Source organism: Hanstruepera marina (genome assembly GCF_019880635.1).
Taxonomy (GTDB): domain Bacteria; phylum Bacteroidota; class Bacteroidia; order Flavobacteriales; family Flavobacteriaceae; genus Hanstruepera; species Hanstruepera marina.
The window spans coordinates 1,128,934-1,154,165 of sequence record NZ_JAINVX010000001.1 but is presented as its reverse complement, the minus strand read 5'-3'; the positions used below and the strand labels follow the sequence as shown (position 1 = coordinate 1,154,165).

16 protein-coding genes are annotated in these 25,232 nt (G+C 33.8%); 14 read left to right on the top strand and 2 right to left on the bottom strand.

The annotated features are described in order from the left end of the window. Positions 1 to 47: 47 nt before the first annotated feature. Entirely contained in the window at positions 48 to 1,004 is a 957-nt protein-coding gene (locus K7G76_RS05395; RefSeq protein ID WP_223033157.1) for a hypothetical protein, read from the top strand. Here K7G76_RS05395 and K7G76_RS05390 read toward each other — a convergent pair. Both K7G76_RS05390 and K7G76_RS05385 read right to left on the bottom strand, forming a co-directional pair. Then, positions 999 to 2,231 (bottom strand): glycosyltransferase, encoded by a 1,233-nt coding sequence (locus tag K7G76_RS05390; RefSeq protein WP_223033156.1) that lies wholly within the window; start codon positions 2,229 to 2,231, stop codon positions 999 to 1,001. The two genes, K7G76_RS05395 and K7G76_RS05390, sit on opposite strands and share 6 nt — an antisense overlap. A 64-nt stretch (positions 2,232 to 2,295) precedes the next feature. Beyond that, positions 2,296 to 3,492, bottom strand: coding sequence for a glycosyltransferase family 2 protein (locus K7G76_RS05385; RefSeq protein ID WP_223033155.1), 1,197 nt, complete (start codon positions 3,490 to 3,492; stop codon positions 2,296 to 2,298). Positions 3,493 to 3,561: 69 nt separating this feature from the next. Between K7G76_RS05385 and K7G76_RS05380 the strand changes: the two genes are divergently transcribed. From K7G76_RS05380 to K7G76_RS05320, 13 genes are all read left to right on the top strand, one after another. Continuing rightward, positions 3,562 to 4,206 carry a class I SAM-dependent methyltransferase gene (locus tag K7G76_RS05380; protein ID WP_223033154.1) on the top strand — a complete coding sequence of 215 codons (645 nt, stop codon included), beginning with the start codon at positions 3,562 to 3,564 and terminating at the stop codon, positions 4,204 to 4,206. Positions 4,207 to 4,224: 18 nt separating this feature from the next. Beyond that, the gene (locus K7G76_RS05375) at positions 4,225 to 4,785 is read left to right on the top strand and encodes an L-threonylcarbamoyladenylate synthase (RefSeq protein ID WP_223033153.1); all 561 of its coding nucleotides are present in this window, start codon (positions 4,225 to 4,227) and stop codon (positions 4,783 to 4,785) included. A gap of 54 nt (positions 4,786 to 4,839) precedes the next feature. Continuing rightward, positions 4,840 to 6,258, top strand: coding sequence for a CCA tRNA nucleotidyltransferase (locus K7G76_RS05370; RefSeq protein WP_223033152.1), 1,419 nt, complete (start codon positions 4,840 to 4,842; stop codon positions 6,256 to 6,258). Further along, positions 6,259 to 6,708: a GNAT family N-acetyltransferase gene (locus tag K7G76_RS05365; RefSeq protein ID WP_223033151.1), complete on the top strand. Its 450-nt coding sequence runs from the start codon at positions 6,259 to 6,261 to the stop codon at positions 6,706 to 6,708. 10 nt (positions 6,709 to 6,718) lie between these two features. Further along, positions 6,719 to 7,735, top strand: coding sequence for a COX15/CtaA family protein (locus K7G76_RS05360; protein WP_223033150.1), 1,017 nt, complete (start codon positions 6,719 to 6,721; stop codon positions 7,733 to 7,735). A gap of 37 nt (positions 7,736 to 7,772) precedes the next feature. After that, positions 7,773 to 8,288: a plasmid pRiA4b ORF-3 family protein gene (locus K7G76_RS05355; RefSeq protein WP_223033149.1), complete on the top strand. Its 516-nt coding sequence runs from the start codon at positions 7,773 to 7,775 to the stop codon at positions 8,286 to 8,288. A 135-nt stretch (positions 8,289 to 8,423) separates the two neighbouring features. Further along, positions 8,424 to 9,320, top strand: coding sequence for an ABC transporter ATP-binding protein (locus K7G76_RS05350; protein WP_223033148.1), 897 nt, complete (start codon positions 8,424 to 8,426; stop codon positions 9,318 to 9,320). Positions 9,321 to 9,338: 18 nt separating this feature from the next. Next, positions 9,339 to 10,163 (top strand): ABC transporter permease, encoded by an 825-nt coding sequence (locus K7G76_RS05345; RefSeq protein WP_223033147.1) that lies wholly within the window; start codon positions 9,339 to 9,341, stop codon positions 10,161 to 10,163. A 27-nt stretch (positions 10,164 to 10,190) separates the two neighbouring features. After that, a complete protein-coding gene (locus K7G76_RS05340; RefSeq protein ID WP_223033146.1) occupies positions 10,191 to 13,496 on the top strand; it encodes a T9SS type B sorting domain-containing protein in 3,306 nt (1,101 codons plus the stop codon). Between the two features lie 4 nt (positions 13,497 to 13,500). Beyond that, the gene (locus K7G76_RS05335) at positions 13,501 to 15,954 is read left to right on the top strand and encodes a T9SS type B sorting domain-containing protein (RefSeq protein WP_223033145.1); all 2,454 of its coding nucleotides are present in this window, start codon (positions 13,501 to 13,503) and stop codon (positions 15,952 to 15,954) included. A gap of 4 nt (positions 15,955 to 15,958) precedes the next feature. Beyond that, positions 15,959 to 18,346, top strand: a complete 2,388-nt coding sequence (locus K7G76_RS05330) for a T9SS type B sorting domain-containing protein (protein WP_223033144.1) — start codon at positions 15,959 to 15,961, stop codon at positions 18,344 to 18,346. A gap of 39 nt (positions 18,347 to 18,385) precedes the next feature. Continuing rightward, complete coding sequence (locus K7G76_RS05325; RefSeq protein WP_223033143.1) at positions 18,386 to 20,227, top strand: T9SS type B sorting domain-containing protein; 1,842 nt, start codon at positions 18,386 to 18,388, stop codon at positions 20,225 to 20,227. A gap of 89 nt (positions 20,228 to 20,316) precedes the next feature. Further along, positions 20,317 to 25,182 carry a choice-of-anchor L domain-containing protein gene (locus K7G76_RS05320; RefSeq protein WP_255572926.1) on the top strand — a complete coding sequence of 1,622 codons (4,866 nt, stop codon included), beginning with the start codon at positions 20,317 to 20,319 and terminating at the stop codon, positions 25,180 to 25,182. The last annotated feature ends 50 nt before the right edge of the window (positions 25,183 to 25,232 follow it).

Sequence of the window (25,232 nt, the reverse complement as noted above, 5' to 3'; positions counted from 1 at the left end):
AAACAATACGAGATTATATTACATTTGTTAGAAATATAAATTATACTATGAGCCAAAACATTTGTGTAATTAGTTTTGACCACTGGAACTACGACCATCATATAGTCGACACTTTAAATGAATTAGGTTACAATAGCAACCACATAAAAATTGATGGGTATCAACACGCCAGTTTTAAAGACAGGATTATCAATGTTTTTAGCAAGGTGTTTAGAGGAAAGAATTTAAAAAAAATTCGAAGGCAAGAATACATTATTGATTGTCTTAAGTCACTTGGGAAACAAGACCAAATACTAGTTATAAACCCTGAAGTTATTAATAAGGATTTTCACTTAAAAATTAAAACGTTCTGCACAACCTATATGGCGTATCTATACGATAGTTTAGAAAGGCATCCTGTTGAACATTTATTTGACAACATATTTGATAAAATCTACTCCTTTGATAAAGAGGATATTAAAAAGCATAATTTAATTCCTTCAAACAACTACATTTACCTACCCAAACAACCGCCTTCTGAAACCAATGAATACAATGCTGTTTATGTGGGCTCATTAGATGATAGGTTACCTGCTCTCATTAGTTTGGCTAAACTTCTAAAAACCCTTGAGGTTCCTTATAAATTTTTGGTAATTGGAAAAAAAAGAAAGCTAAAACCTTTAATTGAAGAATATGGTGATTTAATCCAATTTGATAGTACTAAACTAAACCAAAAGCAATTAATTAATTTTTATTCCCGCTCTCAAACAATAGTAGACTTAATTAGAGACAAACAAACAGGTTTGAGTTTTAGATTTTTTGAAGCTATGGCTTTAAGTAAAAAAATAATTACCAATAATGCCAATGTAAAGAACTATCCGTTTTACTCTGAAAGCAATATTTTCATCCTTAATGACAAACCGCTTGACACTTTATTTTTTGAACAAGAGTATGAGCCGATAGATAGTAATATCTATGAAAAGTACACATTAAAAAACTGGGTTAAAACCGTTTTTAATTTATGATTTAAGAATTTCTAGTACTGTTTTTTCTGTAGCTTCTAATGAAAATGGCTCTAAAATTGTTTTTGAGTAATTACTAATTGCTTCCCATTTTTCAGAATCTTGGTAAATACTTATTATTTTTTTAGCTATTTCGTTGGGAGTGTTGGCCACCATATCTTGCTTAAACATCCCAAAGTCAAAACCTTCAGCTCCAATATCAGTAGTAACTACAGGTAAAGCATACTCTAAACTTTGTCCTATTTTACCTTTTATTCCAGCTCCATATCGCAAGGGTGCGACAAAAACTTTAGCAGATTTAAAATACGGAGCTATATCTTCAACAAAACCCAGAACATTAAACTTTTCAGAGTGTAAAGCTAAAACGTCATCTGTTGGGTAACTTCCTATTATATTAACTTTTAAATCTGGTATTGTCTCCCAAATTATTGGTAGTATCTTGTCGTGTAAATATATAACTGCATCAATATTTGGGGTGTGAGAAAAACCGCCAATAAAAAGTAAATCTTGCCTATCGCTAAAGGGTGTTTTTACAGTGTCTTCAATAAAGTTATGAACATTACTTAAAATGGTGGTTTTAGATAAATCAACTTTAAAATCATTTAAAGCAACTTTGTCGTCTTTAGAAATTAAAATGATTTCATCTGCATTTTTGCATGCATTTAATTCTATTTCCAAATACTCATTAGCTTCCTTAAGGGTTTGCTGGTTTTGGTTCAATTCCCATTCTCGTTTTAATCTTAAGTAATGAAAATCAACCATGTCATAAATAAACTTGGCTTTAGTTGCTTTTTTTTTGGCTATTGAATAATATTTGTCAAAAATACCAGGACGATGTAACCAAATAAAATCGGCCTTTCTTGAAACCTGTTCTACAAACACTTCCCTTGTTACTAATTCAGAATCACCATTAAGGCACGGTACATATACATGCACTCCTATTGCCTTATATTTTTCAATATAAATACTTCTGTTGTATTTATATTCCTTTAAATCTGCCATTAAAACAACCGTAAAATTTTCTTTAAGCATCAACTTAATTAAACTGAACAGTCTTCTAGAGCCTGAATCCTTATCAAACTCTGGAATGATAGAGTCAATAATAAAAACTATAGGTTTTTTAGAATCCAAATATTTAAAGTCACAAAAAGCTTTTTTTTTGATTAATCGCTTTTCAAAAATTTTGTTTTTTACTTTAAGCTTTAAGCCTTTAACTATTTTAGGTTTCATTTATCTTTTATAAAAAGGTTTGAACTATAAACACGTTATAATTTGCAAAGATATTAGCAAAAATTTAGCCAAAGGCTTTTATTTTAAATTTTATTACGTAGTAAAAAGAATAATAAAACGGGTTTTTAGTGTAAACCACATCGCTTATTGCAAAAGCATACTTTAACATACTTAAAAAAGATTTTTTTCTTTCATTTTTTGTCACATAAGGATACAAAACTTCTACACCTTGCTTTTGAAGTTCAATTATTTTCTCTTCTTTTAAGCTATCTTTTGCTTTTAAAACTACAATTACCTTTTGACGAATGGTATCCTTTCGTTCAATTTCATTTAAAGCACTTTCAGATAAATAGTCTTCTAAATATACTTCACGCTTACCTATATAGTCTTTATTTAAATAATTGGCATTTAATTTCAAACCATATGGTTTTTGGTTAAAAACTGCTTTCCATTTATTATAAAACTTAATTCTGTTATTATCTATTAATCCTTGCTTGCGTTCTTGATCTTCAGCATTGTACGAAATACTTTCAAAGTGAATAATTTTTGCAAATGGCTGGTAATAAACGTCTAAATTGAATTTATGCTTCAATTGCATACACAAGTCTGTCTCTTCATAATACGCAGGTAAGAACAACTCATCTAACTGTACCAAAGTATTGTCTGGTAAAATTCGCTTTAACAACAAACAGCAACCCGAACAATAATCCATTCGCTTTAAAAAATGATATCTTGGGTCGTCTGGAAAAAACTCTCTTCCAATGTTTACAGCTCCTCCATTTGCCAATAATACAGAACCAGCTTCAAGAATAACCCCTGAAGGGTGAATAGCCATTCCGCCAACGGCCCCAACACAATATTGGTTATTAAAAACAGCCAAAAGCTCTTCCAATAACCTTGGCAAAACAATAACATCATTATTAAGCAAAAGCACGTACTCACCTTTTGAAGCTTTTACGCCATTATTAATATTTTTTAAAAATCCTAAATTTACTTCATTATGAATAACGTGTATACCGTTAATACGGTCAAGGTATTCTTTTGTGTCATCAATACTGTTGTCATTAATCAAAATTATTTCATAATCAATATTCTTACACTCCCGCTTTATAGAATACAAACAGTTTAACGTATAAGAAAGCTGATTATAAACAGGTATAATTATTGAAACTAACGGAGGTGAACTGCGTTGAAAGGAAATAGAATTGTTATCAAAGAAATCAATAGGTAAAAATTCAAAATCAGGAATACTAGTATTCATAAAAAATTAGCTGTTATTTTGGAAAAGAATGTAGTATCTTGTTCAAAATTTTTGTCAAATTTAATAACAATGGATTACAACAACAAGCCCGATGGGTATTATCAACATGTACGAGAGGAAATGTTAGCATTTTTACCAGATACGTCCAAAAAAATATTAGATGTTGGTTGTGCACAAGGTGCGTTTGGTTTAGCAATGAAAACTAAAAACAATGCTGAAGTTTGGGGTATTGAGTTAACACCATCTGCAGGTGAAAAGGCAAAAGAGGTTCTGGACAAGGTGTTTATAGGTCCATGTGAAAAGTTTTTTAATGATCTTCCGGACAATTATTTTGATACTGTTTATTTTAATGACGTATTAGAGCACATGCAAGATCCCTATAAAGTATTAGAGATTATTAAAACTAAACTTACGGACACGGGTGTGGTAATAAGCTCTATTCCTAATATTAGGTATTATGAAGTTTTTAAGGAAATGTATTTTGAAGAGAACTTTGCGTATAAAGAAGAAGGCGTTTTAGATAAAACCCACTTACGGTTTTTTACCAAAAAATCCATTAGAAAAATGTATGAAGATTTAGGGTTTAAAATAATCACACATGTAGGCATTAATAAAGGTAAATCCTTAAGGCCTTACCTTTACAACATACCAAGACTATTTAAAGGACTCGACATGAGGTTCTTACAATTTGCCACTGTGGCTTCAAAATCATAATGATTTTTTGTTTAGATCATGGATTCCGAATTAAAAAAAGCGAATGATACGCTTGTCCATTCTGGACTTATACTCTACCCTACAGACACCGTTTGGGGAATTGGCTGTGATGCCACCAACCCAAAAGCTGTTTCAAAAATTTATGCCTTAAAGAAACGAGAAGAAAGCAAAGCCTTAATTTGTTTGGTCAAGGATTTAAACATGCTAAAATCTTATGTTAAACATATTCCTGATAGGGTTATTGAAATTTTAAAAAACACCACCAAACCCACATCAATTATATATAATAATCCCGTTGGAATTGCCCAAAACTTGATAGCACCAGATAATACTTTGGCTATTCGCGTAGTAAATCATGAATTCTGTAATAAGCTATTACAAACATTTAACAAACCCATTGTTTCAACCTCGGCAAATATTAGTGGCAAACCAACCCCAAAATCGTTTAAAGAAATACATCCTGACATTTTAAAAGGTGTTGACTATGTTGTAAATTTGCCAGACGAAAAAACAGAAGCCAAACCATCATCCATACTAAAAGTTGAGCATGATGGTAGTATAACTGTTATTCGTGAGTAAATCTCATATTTCAAACCTATTTATAAAGAAATTTGAAGATTGTAATTAACACTTATGAACTACAAAAACGCCTTACAACATTCAGTATTTGATATAATTTCTAAATCTGCTCAAGAATTACAGGTTGACGCCTATGTTATTGGAGGATTTGTAAGAGATTTTATTCTTGATAGAGGCTCGCATAAAGATATCGATATTGTTGCCGTTGGTAGTGGTATACAATTGGCCAAGAAGGTTGCCGAAAAGTTACCCAACAAACCTAAAGTTCAGGTTTTCAAAACCTATGGTACAGCTATGTTGCGTACTGATGATATTGAAATAGAATTTGTAGGAGCCCGTAAAGAATCCTACAATGAAAATAGCCGCAACCCTATTGTAGAAAATGGCACACTAGAAGATGACCAAAACCGAAGAGATTTCACCATCAATGCTTTAGCCTTGAGTTTAAACACTTCTAACTATGGAGATTTACTAGACCCCTTTAACGGTATTCAGGATTTAGAAGATAATATTATTCGCACACCACTAAACCCTGATATTACTTATAGCGACGACCCATTGCGTATGATGCGTGCCATAAGATTCGCTACACAATTACGATTTAAAATTGAAGACGAATCGTTACACGCCATTACCCGAAATAACGAACGTATTAAAATTATTACCAAAGAGCGTATTGTTGTAGAACTGAATAAGATTTTGGAATCCAATAAACCTTCAATAGGTTTTTTATTATTGGAAAAAACAGGTTTATTAAAATATATACTTCCAGAATTAACCGCCCTAAAAGGCATTGATGAAATTGAAGGTCAGCGTCATAAAGATAATTTCTACCACACGCTTGAAGTGGTTGATAATATTTCGCAAAATACAGATAACCTATGGTTACGCTGGGCTGCCTTACTTCATGATATTGGCAAGGCACCTACAAAGCGTTTTGATAAAAAAGTAGGTTGGACATTTCATGCTCATGAATTTGAAGGCTCAAAAATGGTTTATCGTTTGTTCAAAAGATTAAAAATGCCATTGAATGATAAAATGAAATTTGTTCAGAAAATGGTATTTATGAGTTCGAGACCAATTGTGTTGGCCAATGATATTGTAACCGATTCTGCGGTGAGACGTTTAATTTTTGATGCTGGTGAATATGTTGACGATCTCATGACATTATGTGAAGCCGACATAACTACAAAAAATCCTAAAAAGTTTAAAAAATACCACAACAATTTTAAAATTGTAAGAGAAAAAATTGTTGAGGTTGAAGAACGTGATCATATCAGAAATTTCCAACCTCCAATTAGTGGTGAGGAAATTATGAAAGCCTTCAACTTAAAACCATCTCGAGAAATTGGTATAATAAAAGACAGCATAAAAGAGGCTATATTAGAAGGCGATATACCAAACGATTATGATGCTGCGTACCAACTCATGCTTAAAGAAGGTGAACGATTAGGTTTAAAAACAGCTCGTTAAATGATAAAGCTTGTTAGAACAAATTCCGAAAACACAGACTTTATAGAACTAGTTAAAGCTTTGGATTCCTATTTAAAAGTTACTGATGGCGATGAGCATTATTTTTACAATCAGTTTAACAAAATAGATGTTTTAAAACACACCATTGTAGCCTACAATAATAGAGTTCCTGTTGGCTGTGGTGCATTTAAGAAATTTGACAAATATAGTGTTGAAGTAAAACGCATGTTTACAAAACCGGACATGAGGCAATCCGGAATTGCTGGAAAAATTCTTAGCGAACTAGAAACTTGGGCAAAAGAACTAGGGTTTCAATCTGCAATACTAGAAACAGGGAAGCGTCAAATTGAGGCTGTTAACTTTTATCACAAGAATAGCTATTTGGATATTCCAAACTATGGACAATATAGAAACATGGAAAACAGTCTATGCTTTAAAAAAATATTCTAATTAATAAAAAATGAAAAAGGATAACAAAAAGGTTATTTACTGGTTATTAACCGGATGTATTTTAATTTTTATCATGGTGGTTGTAGGCGGTATTACAAGGCTTACACATTCAGGATTATCTATTTCCAATTACAAGTTAATTTCTGGTACCATTCCACCAATGAATGAAGTAGAATGGCAGGAGGCTTTCGATTTGTACAAACAATATCCAGAATACCAAAAGCTTAACAACCACTTTACTTTGCAGGACTTTAAAGATATTTATTTCTGGGAGTGGTTACATCGTGTTATTGGTCGTTTTATTGGGTTAGTATTTTTCCTTCCTTTCCTATATTTTTTAATCACCAAACAGCTTACCAAACCTACAATACAAAAATCTATTGTACTACTAATAATGGGAGGTTTTCAAGGTTTTTTAGGTTGGTACATGGTGAAAAGCGGATTGGTAGACAATCCAGACGTCAGTCATTACAGACTAGCGGCACATTTAACCACGGCTTTTATAACGTTTGCTTACACATTTTGGGTCGCTTTGGATTTAATGTTTCCCATTAAAAAAACCATTCAAGTAAAATTCAGAAACTTAATACGGTTAGGATTGGCTGTACTCCTAATCCAAATTATATATGGTGCATTTGTAGCAGGATTAGATGCCGGATTCATTCATAATCATTGGCCATTTATGAGTGAAGGAAAATTGATCCACGAAACCGTATATACCGAACAAGTGCCTGTTATAAAAAATTTTTTTGAAGGTAAAAGTGGCGTACAATTTATACACAGAACATTAGCATACGTAGTAGTAATTTTTATTTTACTAATATGGTACAAAGGAAAAATGATGACACCAGACAAGATGCAACTTAAGGGGTTAAATGCATTGCTCCTTTTGGTGGGTGTACAATTTTTATTGGGTGTACTAACCATAATGTACGGCGTTCCTGTTTGGCTTGGGGTAACACATCAAATAGGTGCATTTTTCTTATTGAGCGCTATGACATTTACCTTGCATCGTTACAGCAAATAACCTAAAATAAAGTACATTTGCAAAATAAAATAACACCATGATTTACAGATTTAGAATTGTATTGGATAATGATAGTGAAGATGATATTTTTCGCGATATAGAAATTCGTGAATCAGATTCATTTGAAGACTTACACAATACCATAACACAATCCTTTGGTTTTGACGGCTCTGAAATGGCTAGCTTTTATATAAGTGACGATGAATGGAATCAAGGTGAAGAAATTTCACTTTTCGATATGAGTGATGGTATTAACAAAACTAAACTCATGGGAAACACTACCCTAAAAGATTTAGTCCATGAAGACCAAACCAAACTGATATATGTCTACGATTTTTTAAGCATGTGGACCTTTTATGTTGAACTGGCTGAAATAGTTGAAGAGGCAGAAGGAACAGATTACCCTAACCTTATGTTTGTTCATGGGCAAGTTCCAGATGAAGCCCCTGAAAAATCTTTTGAAGCTGAAAATCTAGATGACTTTAACGATTACGAAGACGATTTAGACATTGAAGATTACGATAATCTCGATTTTGATGAAAACTGGAATTAATTCCTAATAAAAGTTAAAAAAGCATTCTGTTTAGAGAATGCTTTTTTATTTTTATGTAACAAAAAATTGAATCAGTCGTCATATTTACATTACCAACCTTTGTGAAATTGATTTTCACATTAAAAATAAAATATCTTGGATACAATCCTAACCATTAATAATCTTACTAAAAAATTTGGTTACCTAACAGCTGTAAAAGACTTGAGTTTTACTATAAACAAAGGCAATGTTTATGGTATTCTCGGTCCAAACGGTAGTGGTAAATCTACAACATTAGGTGTTGTTTTAAATGTTGTAAATAAAACCGCTGGAGATTTTCATTGGTTCGATGGCAACACAACAACACATGACGCCTTAAAAAAAGTAGGCGCCATTATTGAGCGGCCTAATTTTTATCCATACATGAGTGCTTACCAAAATCTTAAACTGGTTTGTAGAATTAAAGGTGTTGATTATTCCAAGATTGACGAAAAACTTGAAGTTGTTGGGCTTTTAGATAGAAAGGATAGTAAATTTCAAACCTATTCTTTAGGTATGAAACAACGTTTGGCCATTGCTTCGGCATTGCTTAACGATCCTGAAATTTTAATTCTTGATGAGCCTACCAATGGTTTAGACCCTCAAGGAATCCATCAAATTCGTTCGCTCATCAAAGAAATTGCAAGTAATGGCACAACTATTTTATTGGCCTCGCATTTATTGGATGAAGTTGAAAAAGTATGCTCGCATGTTGTTGTCCTGCGAAAGGGAGAAAAACTATACTCTGGTCGAGTTGACGAAATGATATCCAGCCATGGCTACCTAGAGCTCAAGGCGGATGATACAGATAAATTAGTTCAGTTTTTAGAAGCCAAAAAAATGTTTGGTAAAATTAAAGTTGAAGACGGTTTAATTACAGCATTTTTAGATGAACCCATGGATGCTAAGTCAGTTAATCAACTCATGTTTGAAAACGGCATTACACTAACCCATTTGGTAAAACGTAAAGAAAGTTTAGAAGAACAATTTTTACAACTTACAGACAACAACTAATCAATCAAAACCAATCGCATGTTACGACTTCTTAAATTAGAATTACAAAAACTATTGTTAAACAGAACGAGTAAAGTACTAATCTTTATTTCGTTTATTTTACCATTTACAGTTTTAATTCTATCGTCCATAAAAATTAATTTCTTTGGTTTCTTTACTTTGGAATTGGGTGAATTGGGCATCTTCAATTTTCCAATAATTTGGCATATAACTACATTTTTTGCATCGTATTTTAAATTCTTCTTTGCCATAGTTGTAGTTAGTATGATTGGCAATGAGTATAGCAATAAAACCATTAAGCAAAACTTAATAGATGGCTTGAGCAAAAAGGAGTTTATACTTTCTAAATTTTATACTATTATATTTTTCTCCCTATTGGCAACTGTACTTATAAGTTTAGCCTCGTTCTTTATTGGATTGTATTATTCTAGCTATACTGAAGTTAATATCATTTTTAGGGAAACCGAGTTCTTGTTAGCCTATTTTGTAAAATTAGTCGGCTTCTTTAGCTTGTGTTTGTTTTTTGGTATGCTTTTAAAACGTTCTGCATTTGCTTTAGGATTTTTGTTTATACTCTATATTGTGGAGTGGATAGTTTTCGGATTAATTTCTTGGAAGGCCGACATGGAAATAGCCGAAAAAATTCAAAACTTTTTCCCACTAAAATCTATGTACAAGCTTATAGACCAGCCTTTTCAACGTATTATGATTACAAAATTTCCAGACAATGGCGATTTAGCTTATGATTATGGTGTGCATGCTTCTGAGATTATTATCGTATTGGCTTGGACAGCTTTATTCATCTTTTTATCGTTTAGATTATTAAAAAAGCGAGATTTGTAATATATTTGATAGTTATTGCTATCAAAAATGAAAAAAACACTCTATTATATACTTTTCCTGTGCTTTGTCAGCACCTATAGTCAGCGTCAAGCAGCCAACTGGTATTTTGGTGAAAATGCTGGAATTAGATTCGATAATAACAACAATATTATTCCTTTAAGTGACGGCCAACTAAACACCCGAGAAGGTTGCTCGTCTATTTCAGATAACAATGGTAATTTATTGTTCTACACAAATGGCACTACTGTTTACACCAATGTGCATACGGTTATGCGTAATGGTTCGGGGTTATTAGGTGACGATTCTAGTACCCAATCGGCTATTGTGGTCCCGCGACCTAACAACCCTGATATTTATTACATTTTTACGGTAGGTGCAAATTCAACTGGAACCGGAATGAAATATTCTGTTGTTGATATGTCTAGGGATATGGGGCGTGGCGAAGTAACCTTAAAAAATCAAAATCTACTCTCGCAATCTGCTGAAAAAATTGCTGCCGTTTTAAAGGACTGTGAAACGGGTGCTATATGGGTTATTGGTTTATCAGACTTTAATGGCACATCCATTTCTACATTAGATACCTTTCACGCTTTTGAAGTTACAGATGCGGGTATAAACACCACAGCAGTAAAATCTAATTTTGACAGAATTGGTATTACCGATGCGCGTGGCTATCTTAAGCTATCACCTGATGGCACCAAATTAGCCTGTGCCAATACCGATAATGGGTTATATCTGTTTGATTTTGATGTTACCACCGGTTTTGCCAGTAATAGGCAACGTTTAACCGTACCTACTACTAACAATAACGAACCCTATGGCGCGGAATTTTCACCTGATAGCCAAGTACTCTATGTTACGGCCTCAAATGATTTTTTTGCAAACGGACAAGATCATGATCCTAATACTCATTTTTCTATTTTAGTCCAATACAATTTAGCTGCAGCTGATATAAGTGCTTCAGCATTTATAGTTGACCAAAGAAATGCATACAGAAGTGCTTTACAATTAGGTCCAGATGGTAGAATTTATAGGTCCATGGCCCAAACTTATGATATTGGGTCTCCGTTTTTAAGTACTATTAATAATCCAAATGCATTAGGAGCTGCCTGTAATTATGATAACAATTCAGTAGCATTAAGCGCTAACTCCATGCAAGGCTTACCACCTTTTATCGCTTCATTTTTTACTGAAAAAATTGATATTATTCGTAACGGCCAGGATACCACATTCTTACCATTGTGTACTGGAGATACCTATACCTTAACAGCCGATGATATTCCGGGTGCTACCTATGAATGGACTTTTGATGGAACTGTATTGCCAGAAACCGATTTCGATTTAGATATTACGCAAGCTGGAACCTACGAACTAACAATAGACTTAAATAATGGAGACTGTGAGTATTTAGAAGGTGAAGCTATTGTAACATATTTTGACATTCCAGTGGCCAATCCTGTAGGGAATTTTAATATCTGTGACGATGATAACGACGGCTCTTGGAATTTTGATTTAACCCAGCAAGATACAGGAATTTTAGACACTCAAGATCCTACCATTTATAGCGTACATTATTTTGAATCGCAAATTGATGCTGATAATAACGAAAACGAAATAACGGGTCTTTATACCAATACCACCAATCCTGCTACGGTATATGCTAGAATTCACAATGATGGAAATGAAGACTGTTATGATACCATAACTTTTGACATAGAAGTTTTCAATACACCTTTGGCAAATCCTGTATCGACTTTTGAACTATGTGATGACGATGCAGATGGCGATAACACCAATGGACAGATAAACATAAACTTACAGGATTTTGATGATGATATTTTAAATGGTCAAAATCCATTAGAATATAATGTTAGTTATCATTCATCTCAAGGTGATGCCGATACTGGCGATAATGCTTTACCATCGATATATTATAATCAAACACCTTTTCAAGAAGAGATTTTTGTACGTGTAGAAAATGTAGATAACGACGAATGTTTTGACACCACCTCATTTGATGCCATTATTAATCCTATTCCACCATCTTTTGATGCCTCATTAATACAATGTGATGAAGATGGTACAGTTGATGGCTTTACTGTGTTTAACTTAAATGAAGCATTTGACGCGCTTACAGGCAACGCAACAGGCGTATTTATAGAATTTTACGAGTCCTTCCCTGATGCTCAATCTAGTAATAGTCCAGTAAATGCCAATGCCTATTTTAATACGGCTAATCCACAAATTGTATTTGCACGTGTAATAGATGACACCACATTATGCCACAGTATTGCCGAATTAAGTTTGGAGGTAAGCACAACGCAAATCAACGATTATCAAGCTCCAGAAGTCTGTGATGAACTAGATTCTGAAGATGGTATAAATACGTTTGATTTAGACCAGTTTACCGCAGCTATTCAAGCTGATAATGGTATAACATTCCCCGTAACATACTACGAAACTTATAATGATGCTTTACTGGAACAAAACGAATTAGCATCGCCCTACACCAACACAAACCCCTATAACCAAACTATTTATTCTCGAGTTGAGAATAACAATGCTTGTTTTGGTATTGGTGAAGTCGTGTTAACAATAAATCCATTGCCGCAATTAGAAGATGACGAAACACTATTATATTGTTTAAACACGTTTCCTGATACAATTTCAATTGATGCTGGTATTGTAGGTGATTCGCCTAATAATTACACCTATACTTGGTCTTCTGGGCAAACAACGTATGAAATTGATATTAATGCAGTTGGTGTTTACACGGTAACAGCTATGAACATTCACGGTTGTACCAAATCGAGATCCATCACTATTGAACCTTCCAATATTGCAACATTTGAATCTATTGAAGTTGTTGACGCTACAGATAATAATACCATTACAGTTATAGTTTCTGGTGAAGGTGAATATGAATACGCTTTGTACGATCAAGATGGACATCTGTATGCCACATATCAATCGTCAAATTATTTTGAAAATGTATTCCCTGGTTTATATACAGTAAGTGTACGCGATGTGAAAAACAATTGTGGTATTGTAGATGATATTGTTTCTGTAATTGGTTTTCCTAAATTTTTCACACCAAACGGAGATGGTGATAATGATACCTGGCAAGTTAGAGGTGTTTCACAGCAATTCCAACCGAATACAAAAATTTTAATTTTTGATCGATATGGTAAATTACTTAAACAGCTAAATCCTCTTGGTGATGGTTGGGATGGTACGTTTAATGGTCAACAAATGCCTGTATCGGATTACTGGTTTACGGTTCAACTTCAAGATGGTCGACTTTACAGAAGTCATTTCACATTAAAACGATAACAAATTGAAACTACATGTAACACGGCAAAATTTAATTTTGGCTTTCGCATTTTGCTTAAGCCAATTTTGTCTTGTTGCTCAACAACCTACAGATTGTGTTAATGCCATTACAGTATGTGGTGATTCAAATATTAATTTAGATGTCAATGGCATTGGAACTCAAGAATTCATTGGTTTAAACACCTGTAGTAGTGTAGAACATAATAGTTTGTGGTTAAAAGTTACCGTTGTAACCGACGGAACTTTGGGATTCACATTAACACCTCAAAGTACTGACCTAAATGAAGACTACGATTTTTTTGTCTTTGGGCCAAACCCAGATTGCGGCAATTTAAGCCCAGCTATTCGTTGTTCAACAACAAATCCTCTTGGTGCTGGTTTACATTGGAATCTAACAGGGATGAACGGTGCAGAAACCGATACTTCTGAAGGGCCTGGACCTGATGGCAATAGCTTTGTTAGCTGGCTTGATGTTGTTGCGGGAGATACCTATTTTATTGTTATTGATAGACCAATTGGAAATAGCCCATTTAATTTGGAGTGGACAGGTACTGCAGAATTTGCAAGCCCTCCTACAAATGAGTCATCCTCATCTTTAGAATTAAATTTATCAGAATGTGATGCCGTATTTCCTTTTGATGATTTCATGACTACTTTTGATTTAAGTGTAAATACAGATTTGATTATCGGTTCTCAAACCAATGTTTCAGTTACTTACTACGAATCAGAAACTGATGCTAGTATAGGTAGCAATCAAATAACAGGGTTATACACCAACATTTCAAATCCACAGGAAGTTTACGCTAAAATAACTGATGATGACACAGGCTGTTTTGAAATCATACCCTTTAACCTTATAGTTGGTGATGGGGCCAACTACCCTACACCATCAGATTATATTTTGTGTGATGACTATAACGACGGTGACAATTCAAATGGTCAAGTTATTTTTGATCTTGAGTCAAAAAATGAAGAAATATTGGTTGGTCAAAATCCAGATGACTTAAATATTACGTATCATGAGTCGTATTCAAATGCTGAATTTAATCTTGATCCGCTTCCAAACTATTACCACAACACAACACCTTATTTAGAAGAAGTTTTCATTAGAATTGAAAATGCTGCAAACGTAAATTGTTTTAGTATTAGAACATTAAACCTCATCGTTTTAGAAACACCCGAAGCGTTTAATGCTGTGCAAGTTCAATGCAGCTACACAGCATCTTCCATTTTTAATCTCACAAATTCAAACGGCACACTTACTGGAAATACTGCAGGTAGATCAACACTGTTCTACACGAGTTTTAATGACGCCCAAAACGACATTAATGTTATTTCAAATAGTAGTTCGTATACAAGTGTATCGAATCCTCAAACAATTTATGTTCGGGTTGTTGATGACAATACAGATTGTTTTAGTATTTCAGAATTAGAATTACAAATTAGTAGTACTACAGTTAACAATACTCAAATTATAGAGTGTGATACTGACGGAACCGAAGATGGTTTATTTCAATTCGATTTAAATCAAGCAAATGCTGACATTCTAAATGGTACTCCAATTGGGTCAACTATAGCATATTATGCTACTATAGATGATGCCCTATTAGAAACCAATGCACTTTCGCCTTTGTTTACCAATACAATACCTAACCAACAAGTTATTTTTGCACGTGTAGAAAATGTTGATGAATGCTATGGCATTGCAGAAATTGAGTTGTTTGTATTTAACCTACCTGATATTGATACAGAAGAAACCTTATTTTATTGTTTAAATACTTATCCTAATACGATAACAATTGATTCTGGTGAAATTACTTCGCCTTCTAGCTATTCATATCTATGGTCTACAAATGAAACTACATATGCTATTAATGTTAATGAGGTTGGCACTTATAGCGTTCAAGTAACAAATAATACTACAAATTGTAGCGTTATAAGGACCATAACTGTTGAACCCTCTAACATTGCAACAATTGAATCGGTGGAAGTTGTTGATGCAACAGATAATAATTCTATAACCGTAATAACGTCTGGTGAAGGCGATTACGAATATGCGCTTTATAATGAGTTTGGTTTGGCATATCCTTATCAATCTGAAAATAGTTTTAACAATATTAGTCCTGGTATTTACACGTTAAGTATAAGAGATGTAAAAAATAATTGCGGAATTATAGATTATTCAGTTTCAGTTATTGGTTTCCCAAAAGTATTTACGCCTAATGGAGATGGCGACAATGACCTTTGGAACATAAAAGGGAATTCAAATATTTTCCACCCCAATTCTAAAATATTAATTTTTGATAGATACGGTAAATTACTAACACAAATAAACCCATTAGGTCCTGGATGGGATGGCACTATTAACGGAACACCATTACCCGTTAGCGACTATTGGTTTGCGGCTACCCTACAGGATGGACGTGTTGTTAAAGACCATTTCACCCTAAAACGATAATTTTTTGGCTACAAGATTAAAACATATACTAATCGCATTTATAGTTATAACAAGTGCAACACTAACAGCCCAAAATCAGGCTGCTAATTGGGCTTTTGGTGTACGAGCAGGATTAAACTTTAACTTTGGATATCCTATCCCTTTTGATGGTTCCTTAATTGACACTCCCGAAGGATGTTCCAGCATTTCTGATAGACTGGGAAATTTATTGTTCTATTCTGATGGCATTACAGTCTGGAATAAAAATAATGCTGTCATGCTAAATGGAACAGGATTACAAGGTGATAAATCCAGCACCCAATCTGCTTTAATCGTACCGAAACCAGATGATGACAATATTTTTTACATCTTCACGGTGGACGACCGAGGTGGTGCTGGAGGATTGCGTTACTCTGAAGTAAATATGACTTTAGATGGTGGTTTAGGCGGCGTAACGAACAATAAAAATGTTTTGCTTGCTAACCCAACAACAGAAAAAATCACTGCTATTGAAAGTTCAGACGGAAGGAGCATATGGGTAATCAGTCACCGTTGGATGAGTAACGAGTATATAGCCTATCTTGTTTCTGACTCCGGAGTAAGTACAACACCAGTAGTTTCTGCAGTAGGTTCAACCCATACTGGAGACATCAATAATACAATTGGTTATTTAAAAGCTTCACCTAATAGAGAAAAAATTGCAAGTGTTGTCTCTTATGATTTGAGTGAAACGCAAATTTTTGATTTTGATGCTACAACTGGAGTTTTATCCAATCCGATAACAATTTCAAACTACAATTCAAATAATATTGGACCATATGGATGTGAGTTCTCTCCAGACAGTAATTTGTTATATGTCACTGAAATTGATAGAGCTTCTGAAACATCAAAAGTGCATCAATACGATTTAACATTAAACAGTCAGGCTGCCATTATAAATTCAGATATAATTATTGGTGAAGTGGGTGAAGAATTAGGAGCTGTTCAACAAGCACTGGATGGTAGACTATACATTGCCATAGAAGGTGGCCAATATTTATCTGTTATTGCCAATCCTAACGAGCGTGGTGCTGATTCTAATTTTGAGTTTGAAGGCGTTTACCTTGGTGGTAATAGTAGCCATTTTGGCTTACCGCCTTTTATCCAATCCTATTTTTTTGCAACCAATGTATTTAGAAACACATGCTATGGAGATACTACTGAATTTACCATAAATACTTCAACAATAATTGATAGTATTCATTGGGATTTTGGCGATCCTGCATCTGGAGGCAATAATACCTCAACCGATTTAAATCCTACACATATATTTACCACTACTGGTGAGTTTTTGGTAACTATTTCAATTGATACTGAAGGTGAAATTCAAACGGTATATAGAACCCTAATAATCTCGGAGCAACCTGAAGAACTTAATCTAGAGCCTTTAGTGAGTTGTGAAGTTGCTAATGGGACAGCTGAATTTGATTTAATTTCTGCTATTCCCCAAGATATAATTGACGATGATACCATCGCAATTTCATTCTATGAAGATTTCACAGATGCTGAAAACTTTTTTAATCCTATTATTAATGTAAACACCTACACGAATACAGCTAATCCTCAAATAATTTATGTACGACTACAAAATAGCATAAGAGGAGATTGCTACAGTATTAGTGAATTGGAGTTACAGGTTGCAGAACGTCCAATTATTGAAGAAACCGATTCGGCTTTCTTCTGTATAAATGACCCTGATGCATCTATATTTATTGATGCGGGCTCTTTAGAGGATAGTGTATCCAACTATAATTATTTGTGGCTTGATAGTAATGAAACTACTTATCAAATTGAAGTTCAGTCCCAAGGTGTATATACTGTAAGAATAACACCTATTAATACTATTACACCTCAAAATCCTGATGGCTGTTTTGCAGAAAGAGTTGTAACTGTTAGCACTTCAGGAATAGCTACTATTAACTCAATACCTGTAAGTGGAAATTCAGCCACAATAAATGCTTCAGGGATAGGAGATTATGAGTATGCCGTAGATGATAGTGACGGACCTTATCAAGACAATAATAGTTTTTCCGATCTAGAACCGGGAATTCACATAGCTTATGTGCAGGATAAAAATGGCTGCGGTATTGCCCAAGGCTCATTTTCAATCATTGGTTTTCCTAAAATATTTACACCAAATGGTGATGGCGAGAACGATTATTGGCAAGTACAAGGTATATCGGGTCAGTTTCAGCCTAATTCTAAAATATATATTTTTGATCGATATGGTAAACTGTTAAAGTCGCTTTCTCCTGCAAGTCAAGGTTGGGATGGAACATTTAATGGTAGTCGCATGCCAACAGATGATTACTGGTTTTCAGTAATTCTTGAAGATGGAAGAGCATATCGCGATCACTTTACCTTAAAACGTTAAGTTTTTATGTCGTACATTTAATACAACAACTTCTATTGAATGTATCGTAAGGTTATCTATATAGTTTTATGTGTTGTTTTATCCAACACAGCGTTTTGCCAAGAAATAGAGTTATTCCAGCAATTTAATGGTCGTTATGATTATTTGGCAATTGGCAATACACTTAACCAATTCGAAAACAATATCGATAGAAGTTTTTGTGAAATCTTACCAGAATCCAGTGCCGATTTAAATTTAGCTAGTAATAGAACAATTATTGCAGCATACTTGTATTGGGCAGGCTCGGGTACTGGCGATGATACCATAACACTTAATAATACTGAGTTTGTTGCAGACAATATTTATACTGTAGACTACAACGATGCAACTTGGGGTTTACTTAATTATTTCTCGTGCTATGCCGATATTACTGACTATATTTTAAGTACGGGTAATGGCACATATACATTCTCTGACCTAGATATTTCTGAAACATTAAACAATAATGAAGGCTATTGCGAAAACCGCACAAATTTTGGAGGTTGGAGTATTTATATAATTTATGAAGACACCAATTTACCTATAAACCAAATAAATCTGTTTCAAGGTTTAGACATCATTAATCGAAATGTCCAAGAGTTAATTATATCGCTCGACAATGTTAATGTTTTAGATAATACTGGAGCCAAAATTGGTTTTTTAGCTTGGGAAGGCGATGCTATTTTAGACTTTGGTGAATCCCTCTTAATAAATGGCAACTTAATTTCTAATCCGCCATTAAATTTAGGAAACAACGCCTTTAACGGAACCAATTCCTTTACAAATAGTTCCACCTTTTACAATGCCGATTTAGATGTTTATAATATTGAAAACAATATCGAAATTGGTGACACATCTGTAGAAATAAAATTAACAACAGGAGATTTTGACGAATTTGGTATTCTGCGTGCCGACTTAATTATAATCAATAACATCATTACTGTTTTAAACAGTCAACTACCAGATGCCACAGTACAATTAGACGATTTCACGTTAGAATGTGCCAGTAGGGATATTTTGTGCGACTATACAGTTTACAATGTTAATTGCACTGAAGTTTTACCTGCTCTTACGCCTATTGCTTTTTACGCAAACAATGAGCTAGTTGCTCAATCTGAAACATTAAATACAATTCCTATTGATGGATCTGAAACACAAAGTATTAGTATTACAATTCCTGAAAGCATTTCAGATAATTTTATTTTAGAACTAGCAGTAGATGACGATGGAACTCGAAACGGAATTGTTATTGAGTTAAATGAGTTAAACAATTCTACTTACCAGGATATGGAGCTTATTCCTGAACCTCCAATAGTTATGTTACAACCGCTGTTAGCTTGTGATGTGAGGTTTGATACAGCTGAATTTGATTTAACTGAACAATTGGAACATATAGAATACAACTCTATTGATGATGTGGTTTTTTATGAATCTTATGACGATTTGCTTAATCAAAATAACGCTATTAGTATTCCAGAAATGTATGACAATAGATCTAATCCACAATCTGTATTTATTCGAGTAGAAAATACGATATGTTTTGATAATTATATTTTTGACCTAACCGTGGAAAATTGCCCACCTTATATTCCAGAAGTTTTTACGCCTAATGACGATGGTTTTAACGATTGGTTCAATATTCAAGGCTTATATGACATTTTTGAAAATCATAAACTCTTAATTTATAATAGGTTCGGCACCTTAATTTTTGAAGGTAACAACAACTTAAAATGGTATGGCCGCACAAATAGAGGTATTAACAATTTAGATAAATTGGTACCTGTAGGTACTTACTTTTATGTCTTGTACCCAAACGACAATAACTACAAAACTTGGACAGGTTGGGTTTATGTAAACTATTAAATGTTAAAATATTATGTATTTTATCGATGTTTTTTGCGTTTTATCCATTATAACTTTATTTTTCAGTCCCAAATCTTAAAATAAGGACTTTGTTAAAATTTGAAAAAGTAAACTATCCCTTTACCTACGCCACTGCTTTCTATTTATTAGTTGCCCTATTCTGTTTTAAAACTAACATACAAGCACAGCAAATCACAATAGATAGCAACATCTCTGCTCAACAACTTATTGAAGATAATCTAGTTCTAGGTTGTGTTGAAGTTTCTAATATTACTTCAAATAGTAATGGCAGTATTAATCAAATTGCCAGTTATGGATATTTTGAACGTTCGTCCTCTGCTTTTCCTTTTGAAAATGGAATAATGCTATCAACAGGTAGCGCAAACGCTGCTGGTAACACTACAAATGCCAACACCTTAAATGATGGGGAAACAAATTGGTTAACCGATCCTGATTTAGAAACGGCATTAGGTATTAGTAATACACTAAATGCAACATCAATAGAATTTGATTTTGTATCTGTATCCAACCAAGTACAATTCAATTATATTTTAGCTTCAGAAGAATATTATGCAAACTATCCATGCGAATATTCCGATGGATTTGCCTTTTTAATAAAAGAAGCTGGTACACAAGACCCTTATGTTAATATAGCCGTAATTCCAGGCACAAACATTCCTGTTAATACCAATACAATTCATGAAGAAATTGTAGGATTTTGTAACGCAGAAAACGAACAGTATTTTGAAGGCTATAATTTAGGTGACACAAACTTTAACGGCAGAACAACAGTTTTAACAGCTAGTGCAAACATTCAGCCTAATGTACAGTACCATATAAAACTCGTTATTGCCGATCAAACCGATGAAAACTTTGATTCTGCAGTTTTTATTGAAGGAAATAGCTTTAATGCTTCTGTCAATTTAGGTCCTGATGTTACAACCTGTGCTAATAGTATTACACTTAACGGTGACACTCAAAACCCGTTAGCTACTTATGAATGGTTTAACAATGGTAGTATTATAAATGGTGAAAATAACCCTACACTAACTGTAAATAATTCAGGAACCTATACGGTTAATGTTTCTATTCCTATAAACAATACGACTTGTGAGATTACCGACACCATTAACATAACTCTAAATTCCGAACAATCAGCAGGTAGTATACCTGATTATGAAATCTGCGATGATAGTAGCAATGATGGTATTGAAACATTTGATTTATCTGTAACGGATCCTGATGTTTTAGCTGCAGTACCATCTGGAAACTATAATATTAGCTACCATTTAAACCAAACAGATGCCCAAAATGACACATCGTCTATTACATCACCTATTCAAAATTCCACAAATCCTCAAACCATTTATGTAAGAGTTGAAGATATTGACAACGGTTGCTTAGCATTTTCTACGTTTAATTTAGTAGTCAATCCATCGCCAACAATTACACCCCCAACTCGCTTGGAGGTTTGTGACGATACCGTTTCAGATGGCATAACAACAATAGACTTAACCGTAAGAGATTCAGAAATCACAAACGGAAATAGCAACTACACGGTTAATTACCACTATACTCAAGGTGATGCCGATTCTGGCACAAATCCAGTGCCAACCCCATACGTTAATACAACACAAACAGAATTGCTTTACGTTAGTGTTACTGATATTCTAACCGGATGTATCAATACAACAACATTAACCATATCTGTACTTGATGCGCCAGATATTAATGACGAAACACAAACCATTAACGCCTGTGAACAAGATAATGATGGTTTTGAAGTTTTTGACCTATCAGCTGTTATTGATGATGTTTTACAAGGTTTAACCAATATTTCCACATCATTTCATGAAACCTATACAGATGCTGAAACGGGAAATAATCCCATAGGAAACTTCCAAAACTATACAAATACAACACCAAATGTTCAAACCGTTTACATTAGAGTTGTTGATAATGTAACAGGGTGTGCTTCAATCGCCAGTATTGTACTTCACACTAATATTTTAGATACAGCGACTAACATTAGAAACTTTTCAAGATGCGATGACGAGTCTAATGACGGTATTGTTGAATTCAATTTAGAAAATATTGCCAACACCATTATCAACGGATTGAATGATGTAACTGTATATTTTTATGAAACTGAAGATGATCGTGACAACAACACAAATGTCATTGACCAAACCATACCATATGAGGTAACCAATTCGCCACATCAACTATTTATTTCAATACAAAATCCTGATTGTATTTATGATTCAGAAATAAGTTTGATTATTAATGAGGCTACTATAATTCAACCATTAAGCCCTATTACTTATTGTGATACAGATGATGACACCTTTACTTCAATTGAATTAAGTGTTTTTGATAGCTCTGTAAGCACTGGAATACCTAATGCCAATGTCAGTTATTATCTCAATGAAAATGATGCTTTGGATGATGTGAATCCATTGCCTCCATTTCACACCAATACAACAAATCCTTTAACGCTTTATGTTCGGGTTACAAATACAGCTACTAACTGTTATGATGTGGAAGCATTGGAAATCGAAGTATTACCAGCACCAACAACTACTCGAGCTACAGATATTATAGTTTGTGATGATGATCAAGATGCTTTTACTATGGTAAATCTAGAAAATAAAATATCAGAAATGGTTACCAATACTTCTGGATTAAACATATCGTTTCACACATCAATTACCGATGCCGAAAATAGCTTAAATGCTATAATCAATACAACTACATATTCAGCAAATACACAAACCATTTATACGAGAATAGAAAATGACTCCACAGGTTGCTTTTCTATTGAATCATTTGAAATTATCGTCAATACCTTACCTGAATTTTCAACTATTACCAATTTTAGAAATTGCGAAACCGATGGCAATCAAGTTGCCGATTTCTTATTTTCTGATAAGGATAACGAAATTTTAAATGGCCAGGGTGGAAAACGCGTATTATACTTTGAAACACAAACCGATGCTGCCAATCGCACAAATAGCATTGATAAAAACAGTAACTATCAAAACACTTCAAATCCGCAAACTATTTTTTGCAGAGTAGAAAATATAAGTGATATAGACTGTTATGGAATAGACTCATTTGTTATTGAAGTTGGCTCTATTCCTGTTTTCAATGCACCATTAGATATGTTTCTATGTGATGATATTAGTAACGACGGTCAAGAAGAATTTGATTTATCGCGAATTGAACAAGACATGGCTCAAGGTAGTCCGGATAACTTAAACATTACGTTTTACATCTCACTAGACGATGCCGAAAATGGAGAAAACGAAATACCATTAAACTTTACCAATCAAACCAATCCACAACAAATTTATGCACGTGTTGAAAATGGCACCTACTGTCATGGTATAGCAGAATTTGGACTCAACGTCATTCAAGTGCCGCTTGTTAACCAAGCATCGGCTATGGAGCAATGCGATACTGATTATGATGGTTCGGTTGGTTTTGATTTAACAGTATCAGAAATTGAGGTACTAGATGTGCGTCAAAACGATATTGTAGTTAGCTACCATGAATCTTTAGACGATTTAGAAGCCAATTCAAACCCAATTCAGAATCCAAACAATTATAACAACACATCAAATCCACAAACCGTTTATATTCGTGTTACCAATACAGTTTCCAACTGTTATGTTGCTTTACCTTTAGAATTAATAGTTAACTTACCTCCTACCATTAATGCCATAGGAAATTTTGAAGCTTGTGATAATGATTCTGATAGTTTTGAACTAGATAATACTATTGAAGCATTAATTGGAAACCAAACAAATGTAGACATAAACTTCTACAGCTCACAGTCTGATGCCGATAACGCTCAAAACCCATTAAATAGCACCTACAATTATACATCAAATAGTGATACTATTTTTGTTAGAGCCGAAAACACGCTAACGGGTTGCTTTACTACTGCATCATTCAATTTAATAGTTAATCCATTACCTTCAGCTGGAAATGCGCCTAACATGGAAGCCTGTGATGATGATTATGACGCCTTGTTAATTTTCAATCTATCGCAACAAACACCTTTTGTCTTAGGCGGATTAAACACTAATAATTATACCGTTTCTTATTTTGAATTACTTGAAGAAGCAACAGATAGTGTCAATCCAATTATAGATTTAAACTACGAAGCGTTTCATGAGCAAACCATTTATGCGCGCTTAGAAAACAATGCAACAGGCTGTTTTACAACAACAAGTTTCATAACTTTGATTCAGCGTAAACCAGAGGTAGTCATACCCGATCAAACCGTTTGTCTAGACAATTTACCATTAGTGGTTTCTGCTGAAACAGGATTTGACACAGATTCCTATTTATGGTCAAATAACCAGACAACACCTGAAATTGAAATCACGCAAATAGGTACTTATTCGGTTACGGTTACTTCAGCTTATGGTTGTACCACAACAGCAACTTTTAACGTCATTGAATCAGAACAGGCTACCATAGAATTCACAGAAACCATAGATTTTTCAGATCCTAATAATATAACCGTTACCATTAGTGGTATTGGCAACTATGTTTATATTCTAGATGGTGGACCACCTCAAGAATCAAACACGTTTTATAATGTGACTTTAGGTCCTCATACTATTGAAGTTTACGATTTAAACGGATGCGCATCGGCAATAAAAGACATTGTAATAATTGATGCGCCTTTATTTTTTACACCTAATAACGATGGGCAAAACGATACCTGGCACATTACAGGAGTAGATCAATTAGTAGGAACCATAGTATATATTTACGACCGTTATGGTAAGCTTATCAAAACCTTAAGGCATACATCGCAAGGTTGGGATGGCTCATATAACGGAAGACCCATGCCAACCAACGACTATTGGTTTGTCGCCAATGTTAAAAAAGGAGACAAACAATTTGAAGTCAGGCGACATTTTACGTTAAAGCGTTAAATACTGTTGAAAGATTAAATTCTACTCACTAATTTATATTTAAAATTAAA

Coding starts and splice junctions, on each gene's coding strand:
- K7G76_RS05395 (WP_223033157.1), top strand. CDS start 48: ATGAGCCAAAACATTTGTGTAATTAGTTTTGACCACTGGAACTACGAC.
- K7G76_RS05380 (WP_223033154.1), top strand. CDS start 3,562: ATGGATTACAACAACAAGCCCGATGGGTATTATCAACATGTACGAGAG.
- K7G76_RS05375 (WP_223033153.1), top strand. CDS start 4,225: ATGGATTCCGAATTAAAAAAAGCGAATGATACGCTTGTCCATTCTGGA.
- K7G76_RS05340 (WP_223033146.1), top strand. CDS start 10,191: ATGAAAAAAACACTCTATTATATACTTTTCCTGTGCTTTGTCAGCACC.
- K7G76_RS05385 (WP_223033155.1), bottom strand. CDS start 3,492: ATGAATACTAGTATTCCTGATTTTGAATTTTTACCTATTGATTTCTTT.
- K7G76_RS05325 (WP_223033143.1), top strand. CDS start 18,386: ATGTATCGTAAGGTTATCTATATAGTTTTATGTGTTGTTTTATCCAAC.
- K7G76_RS05370 (WP_223033152.1), top strand. CDS start 4,840: ATGAACTACAAAAACGCCTTACAACATTCAGTATTTGATATAATTTCT.
- K7G76_RS05365 (WP_223033151.1), top strand. CDS start 6,259: ATGATAAAGCTTGTTAGAACAAATTCCGAAAACACAGACTTTATAGAA.
- K7G76_RS05345 (WP_223033147.1), top strand. CDS start 9,339: ATGTTACGACTTCTTAAATTAGAATTACAAAAACTATTGTTAAACAGA.
- K7G76_RS05355 (WP_223033149.1), top strand. CDS start 7,773: ATGATTTACAGATTTAGAATTGTATTGGATAATGATAGTGAAGATGAT.
- K7G76_RS05390 (WP_223033156.1), bottom strand. CDS start 2,231: ATGAAACCTAAAATAGTTAAAGGCTTAAAGCTTAAAGTAAAAAACAAA.
- K7G76_RS05360 (WP_223033150.1), top strand. CDS start 6,719: ATGAAAAAGGATAACAAAAAGGTTATTTACTGGTTATTAACCGGATGT.